General features: G+C 67.3%; 15 protein-coding genes. 4 read left to right on the top strand and 11 right to left on the bottom strand.

Translation table 11 applies throughout. The annotated features are described in order from the left end of the window. Positions 1 to 52 precede the first annotated feature (52 nt). The 4 genes from LC039_RS00340 to LC039_RS00325 all read right to left on the bottom strand — a co-directional run bounded on the left by LC039_RS00340 (position 53) and on the right by LC039_RS00325 (position 4,631). Complete coding sequence (locus LC039_RS00340; protein ID WP_226621072.1) at positions 53 to 1,129, bottom strand: ABC transporter ATP-binding protein; 1,077 nt, start codon at positions 1,127 to 1,129, stop codon at positions 53 to 55. After that, positions 1,116 to 2,003, bottom strand: a complete 888-nt coding sequence (locus LC039_RS00335; protein WP_226621071.1) for an ABC transporter permease — start codon at positions 2,001 to 2,003, stop codon at positions 1,116 to 1,118. Before LC039_RS00335 ends, LC039_RS00340 begins: the two co-directional genes overlap by 14 nt. 3 nt (positions 2,004 to 2,006) lie before the next feature. Beyond that, entirely contained in the window at positions 2,007 to 2,960 is a 954-nt protein-coding gene (locus LC039_RS00330) for an ABC transporter permease (RefSeq protein WP_164195638.1), read from the bottom strand. Positions 2,961 to 3,032: 72 nt separating this feature from the next. After that, positions 3,033 to 4,631, bottom strand: a complete 1,599-nt coding sequence (locus LC039_RS00325; RefSeq protein ID WP_226621070.1) for an ABC transporter substrate-binding protein — start codon at positions 4,629 to 4,631, stop codon at positions 3,033 to 3,035. Between the two features lie 352 nt (positions 4,632 to 4,983). On the opposite strand from LC039_RS00325, the gene LC039_RS00320 reads away from it, so the two are divergent. The 3 genes from LC039_RS00320 (at position 4,984) to LC039_RS00310 (ending at position 9,327) form a co-directional block, all read left to right on the top strand. Next, on the top strand, positions 4,984 to 6,033 hold the full coding sequence (locus LC039_RS00320; protein ID WP_226621069.1) for a glycosyl hydrolase family 8: 1,050 nt from the start codon (positions 4,984 to 4,986) through the stop codon (positions 6,031 to 6,033). 140 nt (positions 6,034 to 6,173) lie between these two features. Further along, a complete protein-coding gene (locus LC039_RS00315; protein ID WP_226621068.1) occupies positions 6,174 to 7,346 on the top strand; it encodes an HlyD family efflux transporter periplasmic adaptor subunit in 1,173 nt (390 codons plus the stop codon). A gap of 1 nt (position 7,347) precedes the next feature. After that, positions 7,348 to 9,327 (top strand): glycosyltransferase, encoded by a 1,980-nt coding sequence (locus LC039_RS00310; protein ID WP_226621067.1) that lies wholly within the window; start codon positions 7,348 to 7,350, stop codon positions 9,325 to 9,327. Positions 9,328 to 9,411: 84 nt separating this feature from the next. Here LC039_RS00310 and LC039_RS00305 read toward each other — a convergent pair whose 3' ends face one another. The 4 genes from LC039_RS00305 to LC039_RS00290 form a co-directional block, all read right to left on the bottom strand. Continuing rightward, positions 9,412 to 9,981 (bottom strand): hypothetical protein, encoded by a 570-nt coding sequence (locus LC039_RS00305; protein ID WP_226621066.1) that lies wholly within the window; start codon positions 9,979 to 9,981, stop codon positions 9,412 to 9,414. A gap of 226 nt (positions 9,982 to 10,207) precedes the next feature. Then, positions 10,208 to 11,401, bottom strand: coding sequence for a 3-oxoadipyl-CoA thiolase (gene pcaF / locus LC039_RS00300; RefSeq protein WP_226621065.1), 1,194 nt, complete (start codon positions 11,399 to 11,401; stop codon positions 10,208 to 10,210). A 1-nt stretch (position 11,402) separates the two neighbouring features. After that, positions 11,403 to 12,110: a 3-oxoacid CoA-transferase subunit B gene (locus LC039_RS00295; protein ID WP_264179403.1), complete on the bottom strand. Its 708-nt coding sequence runs from the start codon at positions 12,108 to 12,110 to the stop codon at positions 11,403 to 11,405. Beyond that, the gene (locus tag LC039_RS00290; RefSeq protein ID WP_226621064.1) at positions 12,107 to 12,814 is read right to left on the bottom strand and encodes a 3-oxoacid CoA-transferase subunit A; all 708 of its coding nucleotides are present in this window, start codon (positions 12,812 to 12,814) and stop codon (positions 12,107 to 12,109) included. The genes LC039_RS00295 and LC039_RS00290 overlap by 4 nt, the downstream gene beginning before the upstream one ends. A gap of 119 nt (positions 12,815 to 12,933) precedes the next feature. Here LC039_RS00290 and LC039_RS00285 point away from each other — a divergent pair, with 119 nt between their 5' ends. Continuing rightward, a complete protein-coding gene (locus LC039_RS00285) occupies positions 12,934 to 13,695 on the top strand; it encodes an IclR family transcriptional regulator (RefSeq protein WP_226621063.1) in 762 nt (253 codons plus the stop codon). A 169-nt stretch (positions 13,696 to 13,864) separates the two neighbouring features. Here the strand turns inward: LC039_RS00285 and LC039_RS00280 are convergent, their stop codons facing one another. From LC039_RS00280 to hflC, 3 genes are all read right to left on the bottom strand, one after another. Further along, on the bottom strand, positions 13,865 to 15,319 hold the full coding sequence (locus LC039_RS00280) for a DegQ family serine endoprotease (protein ID WP_226621062.1): 1,455 nt from the start codon (positions 15,317 to 15,319) through the stop codon (positions 13,865 to 13,867). Positions 15,320 to 15,547: 228 nt separating this feature from the next. Then, positions 15,548 to 15,748: a DUF2065 domain-containing protein gene (locus LC039_RS00275; RefSeq protein WP_226621061.1), complete on the bottom strand. Its 201-nt coding sequence runs from the start codon at positions 15,746 to 15,748 to the stop codon at positions 15,548 to 15,550. Continuing rightward, positions 15,745 to 16,719: a protease modulator HflC gene (gene hflC / locus LC039_RS00270; RefSeq protein WP_226621060.1), complete on the bottom strand. Its 975-nt coding sequence runs from the start codon at positions 16,717 to 16,719 to the stop codon at positions 15,745 to 15,747. The genes LC039_RS00275 and hflC overlap by 4 nt, the downstream gene beginning before the upstream one ends. Position 16,720 lies beyond the last annotated feature (1 nt).

Below are 16,720 nucleotides of genomic sequence, written 5' to 3'. Positions count from 1 at the left end.
CTTGCGGTCCAGAAGACCTCGCGCTTCGCTTGCGTGCATTTGCCCGTGAAGATCATTGCGGCACCCCCTGCCCGGCTTTCGGATGACCCGAGGTTGCATCGTGAAGGTGGCAGGCCGCAAGGTGATCGGCATTGCCGGAAAGACCCATCAGCTTCGGCACCTTGGTCTTGCACACTTCGCTGGCAAAGCGGCAGCGGGTGTGGAAGCGGCAGCCCTTCGGCGGGTCGATCGGGTTCGGCGGATCGCCGGCCAGCGGCGGCTCCTGCGTGCGGTTGTCGGGATCCATCGAGGGCATCGCCGAGAACAGAGAGCGCGTGTAGGGATGCGCCTGCTCGCGCCAGATGCTGTCGACCGGCGCGACCTCGACCACCTCGCCGAGATACATCACGAGGATGCGGTCGGAGATGTAGCGCACCACGTTCAGGTCGTGGCTGATGAAGATGTAGGTGAGGCCAAATTCCTTGCGCAGGTCCGACAGCAGGTTCAGCACCTGCGCCTCGACCGACTTGTCGAGCGCCGAGACGGCCTCGTCCAGCACCACAAGCCGCGGCGACATGGCCAGCGCGCGGGCGATGTTCACCCGCTGGCGCTGGCCGCCCGAGAGCTCGTGCGGGTAGCGGTGGGCAAAGCGGTCCGGGTCGAGCCCGACGCGCGCCATCAGGCTGCGCGCCCGGCCATTGGGATCGTCGAGCCCCTGCACCTTGGCGCCGAAGGCCACCGAGTCCTCGATGGTCAGGCGCGGGTTGAGCGAGGCGTAGCTGTCCTGAAAGACCATCTGCACGTCCTTGCGCAGGTCCTTCAGCGACAGCCGCTCACCGAGCCCCTGCCCGTCGAAGATGATCTCGCCCTTGTCCTTCTCGATGAGGCCGATGAGCAGCCGCGCGGTGGTCGACTTGCCGCAGCCGGACTCGCCGACGATGCCCAGCGTCTCGCCCTTCTTCACCTCGAAGGAGACACCGTCCACCGCCTGCACCATGGCCTGCGTGCGGCCGAGGATGCCGCCACGGACGGGGAAGTGCTTTTGCAGGTCACGGACGATGACCAGCGGCTGCGCCGGGCCGCCCTTGTCGCGGCTCTCGGGGGCGGCGGTCTTGGGCTTGATGGCGGGAGACAGGTCAGTCGCGGACATTCATCGCGCTCCTCAGTCCGTCGCTCAGCAGGTTGAGGCAGAGCGAAGTGATAAAGATCATCACCCCCGGCAGCGCCGAGAGCCACGGGTTGATGTAGATGGCCGAGCGCAGCGTATTCAGCATCAGGCCCCACTCGGGCTCGGGCGGGCGCACGCCGATGCCGAGGAACGACAGGCCCGCGGCGAGGATCATGCACACCGAGGTCAGCGAGGTGGCGTAGACGAAGATCGGCGAGAGCACGTTGCCGATCACGTGCACGCGGATCACCGTCCAGGCGCTGGCGCCGGTGGCCCGCGCCGCGTCGATGTAGTCGAGCGCACGCACGCCCGAGGTCACCGCCTCGGCGACGCGGGTGATCGGCGGGATGAAGACGATGGTCAGCGACACGAGGCTGTTGACGATCCCCGCCCCCAGCGCACCGGAGATGGCGATCGCCAGCAGCACCGAGGGGAAGGCGAAGAACACGTCGACCACGCGCATGATGATGGTGTTGGTCATGCCGCCGACGTAGCCCGCGACGATGCCGAGCGCCGAGCCGATGAAGAAGGCCAGCACCACCGGCATGAGACCGATGAACAGCGTCAGCCGGCCGCCGTAGATCAGCCGGGCGAGCATGTCGCGGCCCTGCTCGTCGGTGCCGAGGATGTGTCCCTCGGTGCCGAGCGGCTTCAGGCGGGCGATCATCGAACCCTTGTAGGGGTCCGGAAGGCCCAGCCAGGGCGCGAAGATCGCCGAGAGGATCAGCAGCAGCACCACGCCGAGGCAGATCATCGAGACCGGGTCGCGCACCACGCGCGCGCCCACGCCGGACCAGTAGCCCTGGGGTTTCTCGACCTTGGCGTCCTGCATGCTGTCGGTTTCCGCAAGCGCCATGGGTCAGCTCCTCTTGATGCGCGGGTCGATCGCGGCCTGCGCCACGTCGACGATGAGGTTCATCGCCACGAAGAACAGGGCGAGGATCAGGATCGTGCCCTGCAGGAGCGGCAGGTCACGCTGGAAGATGGCGTTGGACAGCAGGAAGCCCGAGCCCGGCCAGTTGAACACGGTCTCGATGAGGATCGAGCCGCCGAGCAGGTAGCCCAGCTGCAGGCCCATGACCGACAGCGCCGTGGCGGCGGCGTTGCGCGCCACGTGGCGCAGCACGTCGCCGCGGCTCATGCCCTTGGCATAGAGCGCCTGCACGAAGTCCTGCGTCAGGATGTCCCCGGCCAATGCGCGCACGGTGCGCGCGACGATGCCGATGGGCACCACGGCCAGCGTCACGGCGGGCAGGATCAGGTGGCGCATGTGCAGCCAGTCCCAGGCCCAGCTCTGCGAGCCGCCCGGCCCCGCGCCCATCGAGGGCAGCCAGCCGAGGTTTACCGAAAAGATGATGACCAGCACGATGCCGAGCCAGTAGTTGGGCACCGACACGCCGGTGATCGACAGCGCGGTGACCGCGCGATCCAGCAGCGTGTCGCGGAAATAGCCGGCCAGAAAGCCGAGGAAGATGCCGATGGGAAAGGCGATGACCGCGGCGGAGACGGCCAGCAGCAGCGAGTTCTGCACCGCGCCGAAGACCTCCTGCGCGACCGGGCGGCCGGTGGCGATGGACTTGCCCATGTCCCCCTGCACGAGATTGCCGATCCAGATCGCGTATTGGATGGGCAACGGCTTATCGAGCCCGTAGGCGGCGCGCATGGCGGCCTGCTCCTCGGCGGTTGCATCGACGGGCATGATGGCGGTGAGCGGATCGCCGGGCGCGATCTGCACCAGCAGGAAACAGATGACCGACACCCCGAAGGCCACGGGCAGCACGAGGATGAGGCGGCGGAGGAAGTAGCTGAGCACGGGTAGGAGTCCCTGGCTTGAAGTGATCCCCCGCCGCGACCTGCGCGGCGGGGGCAAGAGCCTTGGCAGCGCTTACTCTTCGATCGTGATCGACGAGAAGTTCTGGTACCAGTTCTGGGCCTGCACGAAGCCCTTCACCTTCGGCGCCATGGCGCGCGGGGCGACGTCATGGGTGACCATCAGGAACAGCGCGTCGTCGACGTATTTCTCATGCGTCTTGCGCAGCACCTCGTCCTGGGCCTCGGGGTCGAAGGTGGTCTTGATCTGCTTGAACAGCTCCTGCATTTCCGGGTCGCTGTAGTGGCCCCAGTTGGTGCCGTTCGGCGCGATCAGGTTCTCGTCGAGGTGACGGATCAGCCCGGTGAACGGGTCCTGGATGAAGTAGGTGAAGTTGATCGACTGGGCGCCGTCCACCGACGGATCGGCCGCGCCGGCCCGCCACAGGTTGATCATCTGGTTCCACTCGACGACCATGAACTCGACGTCGATCCAGATCTCGGCAAGGCTTTGCTGGATGTACTCGTTCATCGGCAGCGGCAGCATCTGGCCCGAGCCCGACGGCGAGATCAGCGCCTTGACCGACAGGTGGTTGTCGGGGCCGTAGCCGGCCTCTTCCATCAATGCCTTGGCGGCGTCGAGGTCATATTTGACTTCGAACGTCGGGTTGCCGAACCACTGCGAGCTCGGCGGCAGGAAGCCCTTCGCCGGAACCATCAGGCCACCCAGCAGCGGCATCATGCCCTCGCGGTCGATGGCGAGGTTGGCCGCCTTGCGCACGCGGATGTCGTTCCAGGGCGACCCCTCGAGACGCGACAGGTGCCAGGTCCAGTTGTGCGGATAGGCGTTCGAGGAGATGACGAAGCCGTTGCCTTCCATCGCCGGGATGGTGTCGGGCGCCGGGGCCTCGATCCAGTCCACCTGACCGGACAGCAGCGCGGCGGAGCGGGCGTTGGGCTCGGGCAGCGGGATCAGCACCATCTTGTCGAGCTGCGGCACGCGGCTCTCATCCCAGTAGCCTTCGAAGGGCACCAGCTCGGCGCGCTCGCGCGGCACGAAGGTCTCCAGCTTCCACGGGCCGGTGCCCGAGGGGCTGCCGGCGACCTTTTCCCAGTCCTTGTCCATGGCTTCCCAGTTCGCCTTGGACGACATGAGGATCCAGGTCATCTGGTAGGGCAGCGTGGCGTCGGGCTCCTTGGTGGTGATCTCCAGCGTGTAGTCGTCCACCGCCTCGTAGGAGGCCACCGCCGGGATCCGCGACTTGCCCTGCGCGGCCTGGCGCGGGTCGTACTGCTCGGAGGTCTCGTCGAGAATCTTGTCGAGGTTCCACACCACATCCGCGGCGGTGAACGGCGCACCGTCGTGGAAGGTCACGCCTTCGCGCAGCGTGAAGGTCCATTTGGTCTTGTCTTCTTCGTCCACCGACCATTCGGTGGCGAGCCCGGGGATCAGCACGGACGGCTTGTCGGCGCTGGTGAGATCCCATTCGATCAGCGAGTCGTAGACCGTGTAGCCCATGAAACGCATGCCTTCGCCGCCCTGGTCGGTCTGACCGGTGGTGAGCGGAATGTCGGCCGCGGTCATCCCGACCCGCAGCGTGCCTTGCGCCAGTGCGGCGCTGGCCATGGTGGCGGCGACGGCGAGCGCCGCGATGCCTGCTTTCAGACGAAGCATTGGAACCTCCGAGTTATCCCTGTTTGCGGTCCGGCATTTCTTGGCGACCGGCCCTGCCGACATTTGACGACAGGTCCGGATCAAAATCAGGTGACGCGGCGGCGCGGGGCGAAACACGGGCCGGAAACGGGAAAAATCGCCCACAAAAAGTGCATGCAAAATCGATACGCTTAGGAAAGAGGCGCAGAGCGATCATATTTGTACGAACAAATTCCGTTAATTTGCCTAGACAAGACCCGTTGCGGATTAGTCTCACGCACAGGTGGAAAGGGGGTAGTTACACTCGCGTAAGCTTTGGCTTCCTCAAACTTGCCGCGTAATTATCGTGCATACGCGCCTCGAAAGCCGAAACATGCCGAAGATCGATTTGCGAAACCTGAATAGACGACACCTTCTGGCGGGAATTGGCTCGCTGCTTGCAACAGGTCTCCCCGCCCAGGCCGCCTCGCTCGATGCGACGCAGTGCTGGCGCCTGTGGCGCGCCCGCTTTCTCCAGCCGGACGGGCGTGTGGTGGACGATCTTCAGAGCGCCACAAGCCATTCCGAGGGCCAGGGCTACGGCCTGCTCCTGGCGCAGGCGCATGGCGACGAACGAAGCTTCCGCAGCATCGAGAGCTGGACCTCGCACAACCTCGCGATCCGGCGAGACACCCTCATGGCCTGGCAATGGGTGCCGCGCCGCCGGGACAATATCAAGGACTGGCACAACGCCACCGATGGCGATCTCTTCCGTGCCTGGGCCCTGCTGCGCGCCGCGCGGGACAGCGGCTGGGGAGAGTACCACGACAAGGCGATGGCCATCGCCCGCGACATCTCGGCGCTCTGCCTGGCGCCTGACCCGCGCGCGCCCGGCGAGCTCTTGCTCAAACCCGGCGCCGAGTCCCGGGCGACGCCCGAGCGGGTGCTCTTCAACCCTTCCTACATCATGCCCCGCGCCCTGCGCGAACTGGGCTTCGCCGCCGGAGACGAGCGACTGATCCGCGCCGCCGACCACGGCGAGACGGTGCTCGCCGAACTCGCGCGCGAGCCGGTGATGCCCGACTGGATCGACGTGACGCGCGAGGGCTTTGCGCCGCCGCAGGAGCATGAGCTGCGTTCGAGCTACGATGCGCTGCGGGTGCCGCTCTATCTGAGCTGGTCCGGCCGCGGCGGCAACCCGGCGGTGCGCCAGGTGCTTGATATGCTCGAAAGCGCCGGGACGGCGGGCAAGCTCGCGGTGAGTGTCGATGCCGCGGGCCGCGTGCGCGACGAATCCGACTACGCGGGGTATTTCGCTCTCGCCGCGCTCGCACGCTGCGAGGCGCTGCCGGAGCCGACGACGCGCGACAGCGCGCAATCCTACTACCCGGCCACTCTGCAACTTCTCGCCGCTCTCGCGAAACGTGAACACAGGCCCTGCTGATCGCCCTGTTCTAGCCACAAAGCGGCGCGATAGAGCCTGCCATACGCACCGGAAGAAGATTGCGCCCCCCAATGGCTTGATCCTTCCGGGTGGCTGAGTTGTAGTGCCCGAAGACACAGGCCAAGAACCGCGAGTTGTTTATGAAGTACACCCGACTTTTCATCGGCATCGCCGCGATTCTCGTAACGCTCTGGGTGATCATCGGCGAGCAGATGACCGCCGCCAGCGCCAACGCCGTGGTGAACGCGCCCGTCGTGACGCTGCGCAGCCCGATCGCCGGCGATTTGCAGCTGCAGAACCACGCGCTCGGGGCGCGGCTGTCGCGCAATGAATTACTCGCCACGATCAACGATGCGCGCGCCGACACCGACCGTCTCAACGATCTGCAGCTCGAGCTTGAAACGCTGGACGCCGAAAACAACCGCTACCAGGCGGCGATCTCGGCCCTGAGCCGCGAGCGCGACGCGCTGGCGCAGCGCACCGAGACGTTCACGAACGCCCGCCTTGCCGAGCTCGAGGCCGAGCTGGCCGAGGCCCGCGTCCGGCGTGACCTGCTCGAGAGCGGCGCGGCGCAGGAGGACGCCACCGCCCTGGCCGACGCGGTCGCCGTCGAGGGCAGCCGCCGCCCCGGCGAGCCGAACACCCGCAATCTGGCCCTGTCGCATGCCCGTGAGCGCGTCGAAACGCTGCAGATCGCGCGCGACGCGCTGCAGGACGGCGTCTTCCTCGGCGACGGCTACAACGACGCGCCCTTCTCCGAGCAGCGCCGGATCCAGCTCGACTCGCAGATCGCCGACCTAGGGCTCGCGCGGTCCGAGACCAGCGCGCGCCGGGCCGCGCTGGAGCGGCGCCTCACCCGCGCCCGCCAGGTCCAGGGCATGCGGTCGCGCGCCGAGCTGCGCACCCCCTCCAGCGATATGCTCTACTGGGAGACCCTGCAGGCCGACACCGCCAACGTGCAGCGCGGCGATCCGCTGCTGCGGCTGGTGGACTGCGGCCAGAGCATCGTCACCCTGTCGGTGACCGAGCGCGTGTTCAACACGCTGCGCGTCGGGCAGGACGCCAGCTTCCGCTTCAGCGGCCAGTCCCGGGTCTATCCCGCCACGGTCGGGCGGCTCGCCGGCAGCGGCGCGCGCACGGTCTATGCCAACCTCGCGGTCGCGCCGAGCGAGAAGCACCTCGAGCGCTACGACGTGACCCTGCTGGTTCCCTCGCTGAACGCCGACTCCGAGCTCGGCTGCGCCATCGGCCGCACCGGCCGGGCCTTCTTCGACGGGCGCCCGCTCGACATCTTCCGCGGCTGGTTCGGCTGAGGTGGCCCCCTTCCCCCACCTCGGAGACCTCGGCTCGAGCGGCGCCTACCTGCTGCTCGTGGCGGGCATCGGGCTGGTGCTGCCCTTCGTCGTGGACCCCGAGCGGACCCGCGACCGCGCCATCCTTTTCGCCGCCGCCTTCTTCTTCGCGGCGCGCTACGCCTGGTGGCGCGGGGCCGAGACGCTCGCCCCCTTCGGCCTGACTCTCGACGCCGCGCTGAGCTACATGCTCTACGCGCTCGAACTGCTCACGCTGATCGGCTCGCTCAGCGCCTTCGTGATCCTCGCGCGGACGCTCAGTCGCAGCGAGGAGGTCGACACGCACGCGAACTGGTGGGGCGACGACGAGCCCAAGGTGGCGGTGATGATCGCCACCTACAACGAGGACCGCGACATCCTCGAGCGCACCATCATCGGTGCCAAGTCGCTGCGCCACAAGAACAAGGAAGTCATCATCCTCGATGACAACCGGCGCGACTGGCTGCGCGACTACTGCCTCGAGCAGAAGGTGCGCTACATGCGCCGCCCGGACAACAAGGGCTCGAAGGCGGGTAACATCAACCATGCGCTCGACCGGCTGGCCGAGGATCCGCAGCCGCCACAGTTCATCGCGGTGCTCGACGCCGATTTCGTGCCGCACCGGGGATTCCTGTCGCGCTGCCTCGCGCTGTTCCACGACCCGGACGTCGGGCTGGTGCAGACGCCGCAGCACTTCTTCAACGCCGACCCGATCCAGCACAACCTCGGGCTCAGCGCCTCCTACCCGGACGAGCAGCGCTTCTTCTTCGATCACATGCAGGCCTCGCGCGATGCCTGGGGCATCGCGATCTGCTGCGGCACCTCCTCGATCTGCCGCTTCGACGCGGTGCGCGCCATCGGCGGTTTCCCGACCGAGAGCATCACCGAAGACTTCATGCTCACCATCACCCTGCAGAGCCAGGGCTGGCGCACCGTCTACCTCAACGAGCCGCTGACCGAGGGGCTCGCACCGGAGGGGCTCAAGGAGTACATCACCCAGCGCGCCCGCTGGTGCCTCGGCCTGATGCAGATCGCCCGTTCCTCGGTGGGCCCCTTCTCGGACGCGAAGCTGCGCCTGCGCGACCGCTGGAGCGTCATCGACTCGGTGTTCTTCTGGGCCACCAGCTTTCCGTTCCGCATCGCCGCCATCATATTCCCGCTGCTCTACTGGTTCTTCGGGATCACCGTGGTCGACGCACGGCTCGCCGACGTGCTGGTCTATTTCGGCCCCTACTACGTCTGGGTCACCATGGTGATGAACCTGCTGTCGCGCGGGCTGATGATCCCGGTGTTCCACGACGTCAGCCAGCTCATCGGCGCCATCCCGATCACCCGCGCCGCCTACACCGGGCTGTTCCGGCCCAAGGGCCACAAGTTCTCGGTGACCGCCAAGGGCGGCGACCGCTCGAAGGTGGTGGTGCAATGGCGGCTGATGGCGCCCTTTGCCATTGCCCTGATCCTGAGCATCGCGGGGCTGTTCCTCGGCATCTTCAGCGATCGTTTCGCGATGAACGACGCCGGCGACGGCAAATGGGTGATCCTGTTCTGGACGCTCTACAACCTGATCGTCCTGTCGGTGACCTGCTTCACCTGCGTCGAGCTGCCCCGATCCGAGACCCATATGGCCGACAAGCCCGAGCGGGTGACCTTCACCGCCGCCGGCGAGACCCAGGAGCTCTGGCTGTCGTCGCTGACGCTCGACACCGCGCGGCTGCGCGGCAAGCCCTACCCGCCGCAGACCCGCGGCATGCTGCACCTGCCCGACGTAGGCAACCTAGAGGCCTATGTGATCGCGCCCACCACCGATGGCGCGCGCCTGCAGCTGGTGCCGACCGAGGAACAGCGCGAGGCGCTCTTCGTGCGCTTCTACGCCGAGGGCGATGCGCCCGGCGTGGTCAGCACGCGCACCTCGGCGGTGATCGCCGACATCGCGCGGCGCATCAGCTTCGGCCTGCCGGGCTGAGCGCCCGGCCGCATTCGTGGAAGGTCTGCCCCTGCAAGGTCAGCGCGGGGACGGTCTGTTCGGGGGCGACCAGCCCGCGGAAGATCAGAAGGTGTTGACCGAGAAGCCGATGAAATACTCCGCGGCCTCGAACCGGTAGCCGATGCGCAGGCTCACCGGCCCGTCGTAGTGCTTGCTCACCGCCAATGTCGTCTCGCTGTAGCTGTCGCTGCCGCCGGTCGAAACCTCGGTGCCGAAGCCCGAGTCGCCCCAACCTGACGAGGCCAGCAGGAACCAGCTGTTGTCGATGCTGCTGACCTCGGCGAGGTAATAGAACGAGCCCCAGTCGGTCGGCATCCAGCGATCGAGCGAGGCGCGCACGCCGATCTCGTACTCGTCTTCTTCGCCGTCGTTGTAGACACCGCCGAGGGCCGGCCCGACCTTGAAGTTCGCACCGAAAGGCGTGTCGAAGCCATAGAGCACGCTGCCGACCACCGAGTAGCCGCCGTCCCAGTGGCTGACCACGCCGCCGTAGTTGAGCCGGTTGCGGGTCACCGCCAGCACCGCACCTGCGGTGGTATTGGCCTGCTCGATCTGCACGAAGGTGCCGTCTGCAAGCGCGGCGAGCGGGGTCAGGGCAAGCGCTGCCGCGCCGAGGGAAGCGGTGATCTTCATGGCTGGGTCCGTTTTCTGAGGCTGCTCTCCGGATCTTTGCCCGGCTTGCGCCGAGCTTTGCAATGCAAGCCCGGCGATGCAAGAGGCAGGGGCCTCCCGCGATGGCAAAGCCGCCCACGCAGGCACCGCAAACGGCAACGGGGCGGAGGTTTCCCCCCGCCCCGTGTAAATCTTCCGAGCGCCTCAGAGCGCAGCGGGCATCACGCGCCTTCGAGCGCTGGTCGGGTCACGCGCCTTCGAGCGCGATCGCGATGCCTTGGCCGACGCCGATGCACATGGTCGCCAGCGCCTTCTGGCCGGGCTTCAGCTCCAGCGCGGCGGTGCCGGTGATGCGGGCGCCGGACATGCCGAGCGGGTGGCCGAGCGCGATGGCGCCGCCGTTGGGGTTCACCCGCGGGTCGTCATCGGCAATGCCCAGATCGCGCAGCGTGGCGATGCCCTGCGAGGCGAAGGCCTCGTTCAGCTCGATCACGTCAAAGGCGTCCTGCGTCAGGCCGAGACGGGCCATCAGCTTCTTCGACGCCGGCGCCGGGCCGAAGCCCATGATGCGCGGCTCGACGCCCGCCGTGGCCCCGCCGACGATGCGCGCGATCGGGGTCAGCCCGTGCGCCTTCACCGCCGCTTCCGAGGCGACGATCAGCGCCGCGGCGCCGTCGTTCACGCCCGAGGCGTTGCCCGCCGTCACCGAGCCGCCGTCGCGGAACGGGGTCGGCAGCTTCGCCAGTTTCTCCAGCGAGGTCTGGCGCGGGTGCTCGTCGCTGTCGACGACCAGCGGATCGCCCTTGCGCTGCGGGATGGTCACCGGGGTGATCTCCTGCGCCAGACGGCCATTCGCCTGCGCCGCCGCCGCCTTCTCCTGCGACCGCATCGCGAAGGCGTCCTGATCCTCGCGCGAGATGCCGAACTGCTCGGCCACGTTCTCGCCGGTCTCGGGCATGCTATCGACGCCGTATTGCGCCTTCATCAGCTTGTTGACGAAGCGCCAGCCGATGGTGGTGTCGTAGATCTCGGCATTGCGCGAGAAGGCCGAGCTGGCCTTCGGCATCACGAAGGGCGCGCGCGACATGCTCTCGACCCCGCCCGCGATCGCAAGCTCGATCTCGCCCGCCTTGATGGCGCGCGCCGCCGCGATGATCGCGTCCATGCCCGAGCCGCAGAGGCGGTTGAGCGTGGTGCCCGGCACGGTCACCGGCAGCCCCGCCAGCAGCGCGGACATGCGCGCGACGTTGCGGTTGTCTTCGCCCGCCTGGTTGGCGCAGCCGAAGTAAACCTCGTCCACCGCCGACCAGTCGATGTCGTGCTTGGCCATCAGCGCCTTCAGCGGGATGGCCCCGAGGTCATCGGCGCGGACCTGCGAAAGCGACCCGCCGAAGCGGCCGATGGGCGTGCGGATGTAGGAACAGATATAGGCTTCGGTCATCTCAGAGCTCCGGGCAGATGAGGTCGCCAACCTCACCCTCGACATGCAGCGGGGCACCGGTCAGGGCCTGCAACTCGTCGAAGGAGATGGCGGGGATCTTCTCGCGCAGGACGAACTTGCCGCCCTCCACGTCGACCACCGCCAACGAGGTGTAGATGCGGGTCACGCAGCCGACGCCGGTCAGCGGCAGCGAGCAGCTTGCCACCAGCTTGGGAGCGCCCTTCTTGGTGACGTGGTCGGTCAGCACCGCCACGCGCTTGGCGCTCTGCACCAGGTCCATCGCGCCGCCGACGGCCGGCACGCCGCCCTTGCCGGTGGACCAGTTGGCGAGGTCACCGTTCTGCGCGATCTCGTAGGCGCCGAGGATGGCCACGTCGAGATGGCCGCCGCGCACCATGGCGAAGCTGTCGGCATGGTGGAAGAACGCGGTGCCCGGCTTGATGGTGATCGCCTTCTTGCCGGCGTTGATGCAGTCCCAGTCCTCTTCGCCCGGCTTCGGCGCCTCGCCGAAGTCCAGCACGCCGTTCTCGGTGTGGAAGATCGCCTGCTTGCCCTCGGGCTGGAACTTGGCGACCATCTCGGGGAAGCCGATACCGAGGTTGACGTAGGCGCCGTCCTCGATGTCCTGCGCCGCGCGCCAGGCGATCTGGGCGTTGCTCAGCTTGATGGCAGAGATGTCGGTCACGGTATCGCTTGCAGTATCGCTCATGGGTAGACAGCCTCCGCCCGGTTCAGCTCTTCTTCCTGTGCGGGCTTCGCCACCTCGACCACCGAGCCGACGAAGATGCCCGGGGTGATGACGTGCTCGGGATCGATGCCGCCCAGCGGGACGATCTTCGAGGCCTGCGCGATGGTGTGGGTCGCGGCCATGGCCATCACCGGGTTGAAGTTGCGCGCCGCCATCCGGTAGGTCAGGTTGCCGTGCGGATCGGCCAGTTCGGCCTTGATCAGCGCGAAGTCGGCCTTGAGCCAGCGCTCGCGGACGTAGTGCTTGCCCTCGAACTCCTCGGTCGGCTTGCCCTCGGCCAGCTCGGTGCCGTAGCTCGTGGCGGTGTAGAAGGCGGGGATGCCCGCGCCACCTGCCCGGATACGCTCGGCGAGCGTGCCCTGCGGCACGATCTCAAGCTCGATCTCTCCGGCGAGGTAGGCCTCGGTGAAGACCCGCGGGTCCGCCGAGCGCGGGAAGGAGCAGATCAGCTTCTTCACCCTCTTCTGTTCGATCAGCGCAGCGAGGCCGACGTGGCCGTTGCCCGCGTTGTTGTTGACGACGGTCAGGTCCTTGGCGCCGTGGTCGATCAGCGCGTGGATCAGCTCGATCGGCGCGCCGGAGCCGCCGAAGCCGCCGATCATCACGGTCGCGCCATCGGGAATGGCCGAAACGGCCTCCGCGGCGCTGGCGATGGTCTTGTCCATGAAATCCTCCTTGGGGCGCGTATCGCCCTCGGCGCCTGAAATATGACCTGGGCGGAACAGGAACCACGAATTTCGTGCGCATATTGACATTTGTTCATATGCCGAGAGAAATCGTGCGCATGTTGAACAAACCGACCGATTTCATCGCCTCACTGGCGAAGGGCCTGCAGGTGATCGAGTGCTTTCGCGCCGAGACTCCCCGGCTGTCGATCGCGCAGGTGGCCGAGTCCACCGGCCTCGACCGCGCCACGGCCCGGCGCTGCCTGCTGACGCTGCACCGGCTGGGCTACGCCGATTACGACGGCAAGTTCTTCCAGCTCACCCCGCGCATCCTGCGGCTCGGCATGGGGGCGCTGGCCGCCCTGCCCCTGCCGCAGCTCGTGCAGCCCTGGCTCGACCAGCTTTCGGAGCAGATCCACCAGTCGAGCTCGGTGTCGATCCTCGACGAGACCGAGATCGTCTACCTCGCCCGCGCGGCACAGCAAAAGGTGATGAGCATCGGCCTGATGCCCGGCTCGCGGCTGCCCGCCCATTGCACCTCGATGGGCCGGGTGCTGCTGGCCGCCCTGCCCGAGGCCGAGATGCGGACGCTGCTCGAGCGCTCGGACCTGACGCCGCGCACCCCGCGGTCGCTGACCGATCCGGCGGAGATCGCCGCGCGCATCGCGCAGGTGCGCGCGCAGGGCTTCGCGATCATCGACCAGGAGGTGGAGATGGGGCTGCGCTCCATTGCCGTGCCGCTCTACAACGCGCACGGAAAGGTGGTGGCGGCGCTGAACACCGGGCTTCCGGCGATGCAGGCGGAGCCGGAGGAGCTGGCGCAGGACTACCTGCCGGCGCTGCTGAAGGTGCAGGCGGGGCTGCGCCGGGTGCTGCCCTGACGCCCGTCATCTCGGCGTAGATACTCACCTCGGCGCAGGCAGCAGGGTACCAACGTGAGCATCAGGACACCGACGAAAGCCGGAGGCAGCGATACCGGCCGGGCACGAAAAAGGGGCGAGGGTTTCCCCCGCCCCGATTTCATGAGTCGGTCCTGTGGAACCGCGTCGGTCAGTTGTCTTCGATGCTCAGCGCCACGAAGCGCGGATCACCGCCGCGGCGCACCAGCAGCAGCAGCGACTTGCGGCCGGCGTCCTTCGCCTCGGTGACCTTGTCTTCGAGGTCCTCGATGCTGAGCACTTCGGCCTGGCCGGCCTCGGTGATCACGTCGCCGGCGCGCAGACCCTTTTCATAGGCTTCCGCGGCGGGATCGACGTCGGTGACGGCCAGGCCCTTGGCGGTATCCGCAAGGCCAAGCTCGGCACGCAGCTCAGCGGTGAGCGGCGACAGCGTGAGGCCCATCAGGTCGCGGGTCTCCGGGGCTTCCGGCGTCGCCTGCTCCTGCGAGGCGGGCACGGTCTGAGCGGTTTCCTCGCGGCGGCCGAGCGTGACGAGCAGCGTCTCGGTGTTGCCGTTGCGGTTGACCACCACGCGGACCGACTTGCCGACCTCGGTGTTGCCGACGATGCGCACGAGCTGGCGGGTGTCGGTGACCGGCTTGCCGTCAAAGGAGACGATCACGTCACCCGACTTCATGCCCGCGTCCATTGCCGGGCCATCCGGCACGTCCGAGACCATGGCGCCCTCGGCGGACTCCAGACCCAGCGCCTCGGCCATGTCCGGGGTCACGTCCTGGATGCGCACGCCGAGCCAGCCGCGGCGGGTCTCGCCGTATTGCTTGAGCTGGTCGACAACCTTGGTCACCACGTTCGACGCCATCGAGAAGCCGATGCCGATCGAGCCGCCGTTGGGCGAGAGGATCGCGGTGTTCACGCCGATCACGTCGCCGTTCATGTTGAACAGCGGGCCACCCGAGTTGCCGCGGTTGATCGCCGCGTCGGTCTGGATGTAGTCGTCATAGGTGCCCGAGAGCGCGCGGTTGCGGGCTGAGACGATGCCGGCCGAGACCGAGAAGCCCTGGCCGAGCGGGTTGCCCATGGCCATGACCCAGTCGCCGACCTTGGAGTCGTCGGAGTTGCCGAACTTCACAAAGGGCAGCGGCTCGTCGGCCTCGACCTTCAGCAGGGCGATGTCGGTGTTGGGGTCGGTGCCCACCAGTTCCGCGTCCAGCTCCTTGCCGGAGAAGAACTCGATGGTGATCTCGTCCGCGCCCTCGATGACGTGGTTGTTGGTGACGATGTAGCCGTCTTCCGACACCACGAAGCCCGAGCCGAGCGCCGAGGAGCGGCGCGGACGGTCGCCTTCGGGGCCGGGGTTCGGGTTCTGGAACTCGCGGAAGAAATCCTCGAAGGGCGAGCCCTCGGGCACGATGCCCTGCGGGCCGGTACGGCCTGCGACCATGGTCGACGTGGTGATGTTCACCACCGAGGGGCTGACCCGCTCGGCGAGCGACGAGAAGCTGGAGGGCGCGCTCTGCGCCTGCGCCATGATCGACTGCGAGACGATCATGAACATCGAGACGGTGGCCAGCCAGATCAGGCGCACCGGGCGCGACCCCTCTCTCATTGCAAGATTTTCTGGTTTCACAGGGAACTCCTTTTGTTCGGCACTCGCCGCACGGGGCCGCACGGCGGGCTGCCTCCTCATGAACAAGCGTAACATAGGAGGTTTTTGCGGCCACCAAAGAAAAGGTTTCAAGCTTTCAAGCCCATGTGACAGGCCGGTGAAAAACCATCCATGCAGAAATGCAATCGGCGCCTGCCAGGCCGGGGCATTCCCCCGGGAATATCGGCGCTACCCGCCGAAACTCCGGGCGATCCACAGCAGCACTACCCCGGTCACGACGGTCACGAGCCCCAGCGTCCGGCGCGTCTCCAGCGGCATCTGCCGCAGCGCCTCGAGCATGCGCTCAACAAGCGAAGGGGCCAGTGCGTACACCAGCCCCTCGATCACGAGGACCAAAGCGATCCCCGTCAGTATGTCCGTGCCGGTCACTCGGTCGCGGTGCCGGTCGCGGTGCCGGTCGTGGCGCCGGTAGAGCTCTCGGTCGAGGCGGCCGTGTCAGCCTGGCTCGCGGCGGGCGGCACCGTGCCGATCTCGCCCTGCGACGTGAAGTACTCGAAGAACTCGCCGTTCGGCGTCATGACCATCGAGGAGCTGCCCGAAGCGAGCGACGTCTCATAGGCCTGAAGCGACCGGTAGAAGGCAAAGAACTCCGGGTCCGCGCCATAGGCCTCGGCGAAGATGCTGTTGCGCTCCGCGTCGGCCTCACCGCGGATGATGTCGCCATCGCGGTTGGCTTCCGATTGCGTCTCGACCACGGTCCGGTCGGCCAGCGCGCGCACGCGCTGCGCGGCCTCGTTACCACGGGCGATCTCGTCGGCGGCCTCGCGTTCACGCTCGGCGCGCATCCGGGCGAAGGTCGCGTCGAGGTTCTGCGTCGGCAGGTTGGTCTGCTTGAGACGCACGTCCACAACGTCGAGACCCAGCGACAGCGCCTGCTGGCGTGCCTGGTCACGGATGCGGTTGGTCAGCCCGCGGCGATCCGTCGACAGGATCACGTCCGAGGTCACCTGGTCGGCACCCAGCACTTCGCGGATCTGCGCGTTGAGGATGCCCGACAGGCGGTCCTCGGCGGTGCGCAGCCCGCCCACGCCGACGGCCTGCCGGAAGCGGACCACGTCGGAGATGCGGTAGCGCGCGAAGGCGTCCACCACGAGACGGCGGTCATCCGACGGCGTGACCTCGATGGTTTCGGTGTCCAGCGACAGGATGCGGTCGTCGTATTTCACCACTTCCTGGATCAGCGGAATCTTGAACGCGAGACCCGGCTCTTCCTTGACGGACTTGATCTGGCCGAACTGCATCACCAGCGCCTTCTCGCGCTCGTCCACGACGAAGATCGACGAGAGCGCGATGACCGCCAGGACGACGACGACCGGCAGCAAATAGGTCGATTTGCGCATG

Source organism: Alloyangia pacifica, assembly GCF_020524285.1.
In the GTDB taxonomy this organism is placed as follows: Bacteria; Pseudomonadota; Alphaproteobacteria; order Rhodobacterales; family Rhodobacteraceae; genus Salipiger; species Salipiger pacificus_B.
This window is presented reverse-complemented; position numbering and strand designations above follow the sequence as displayed.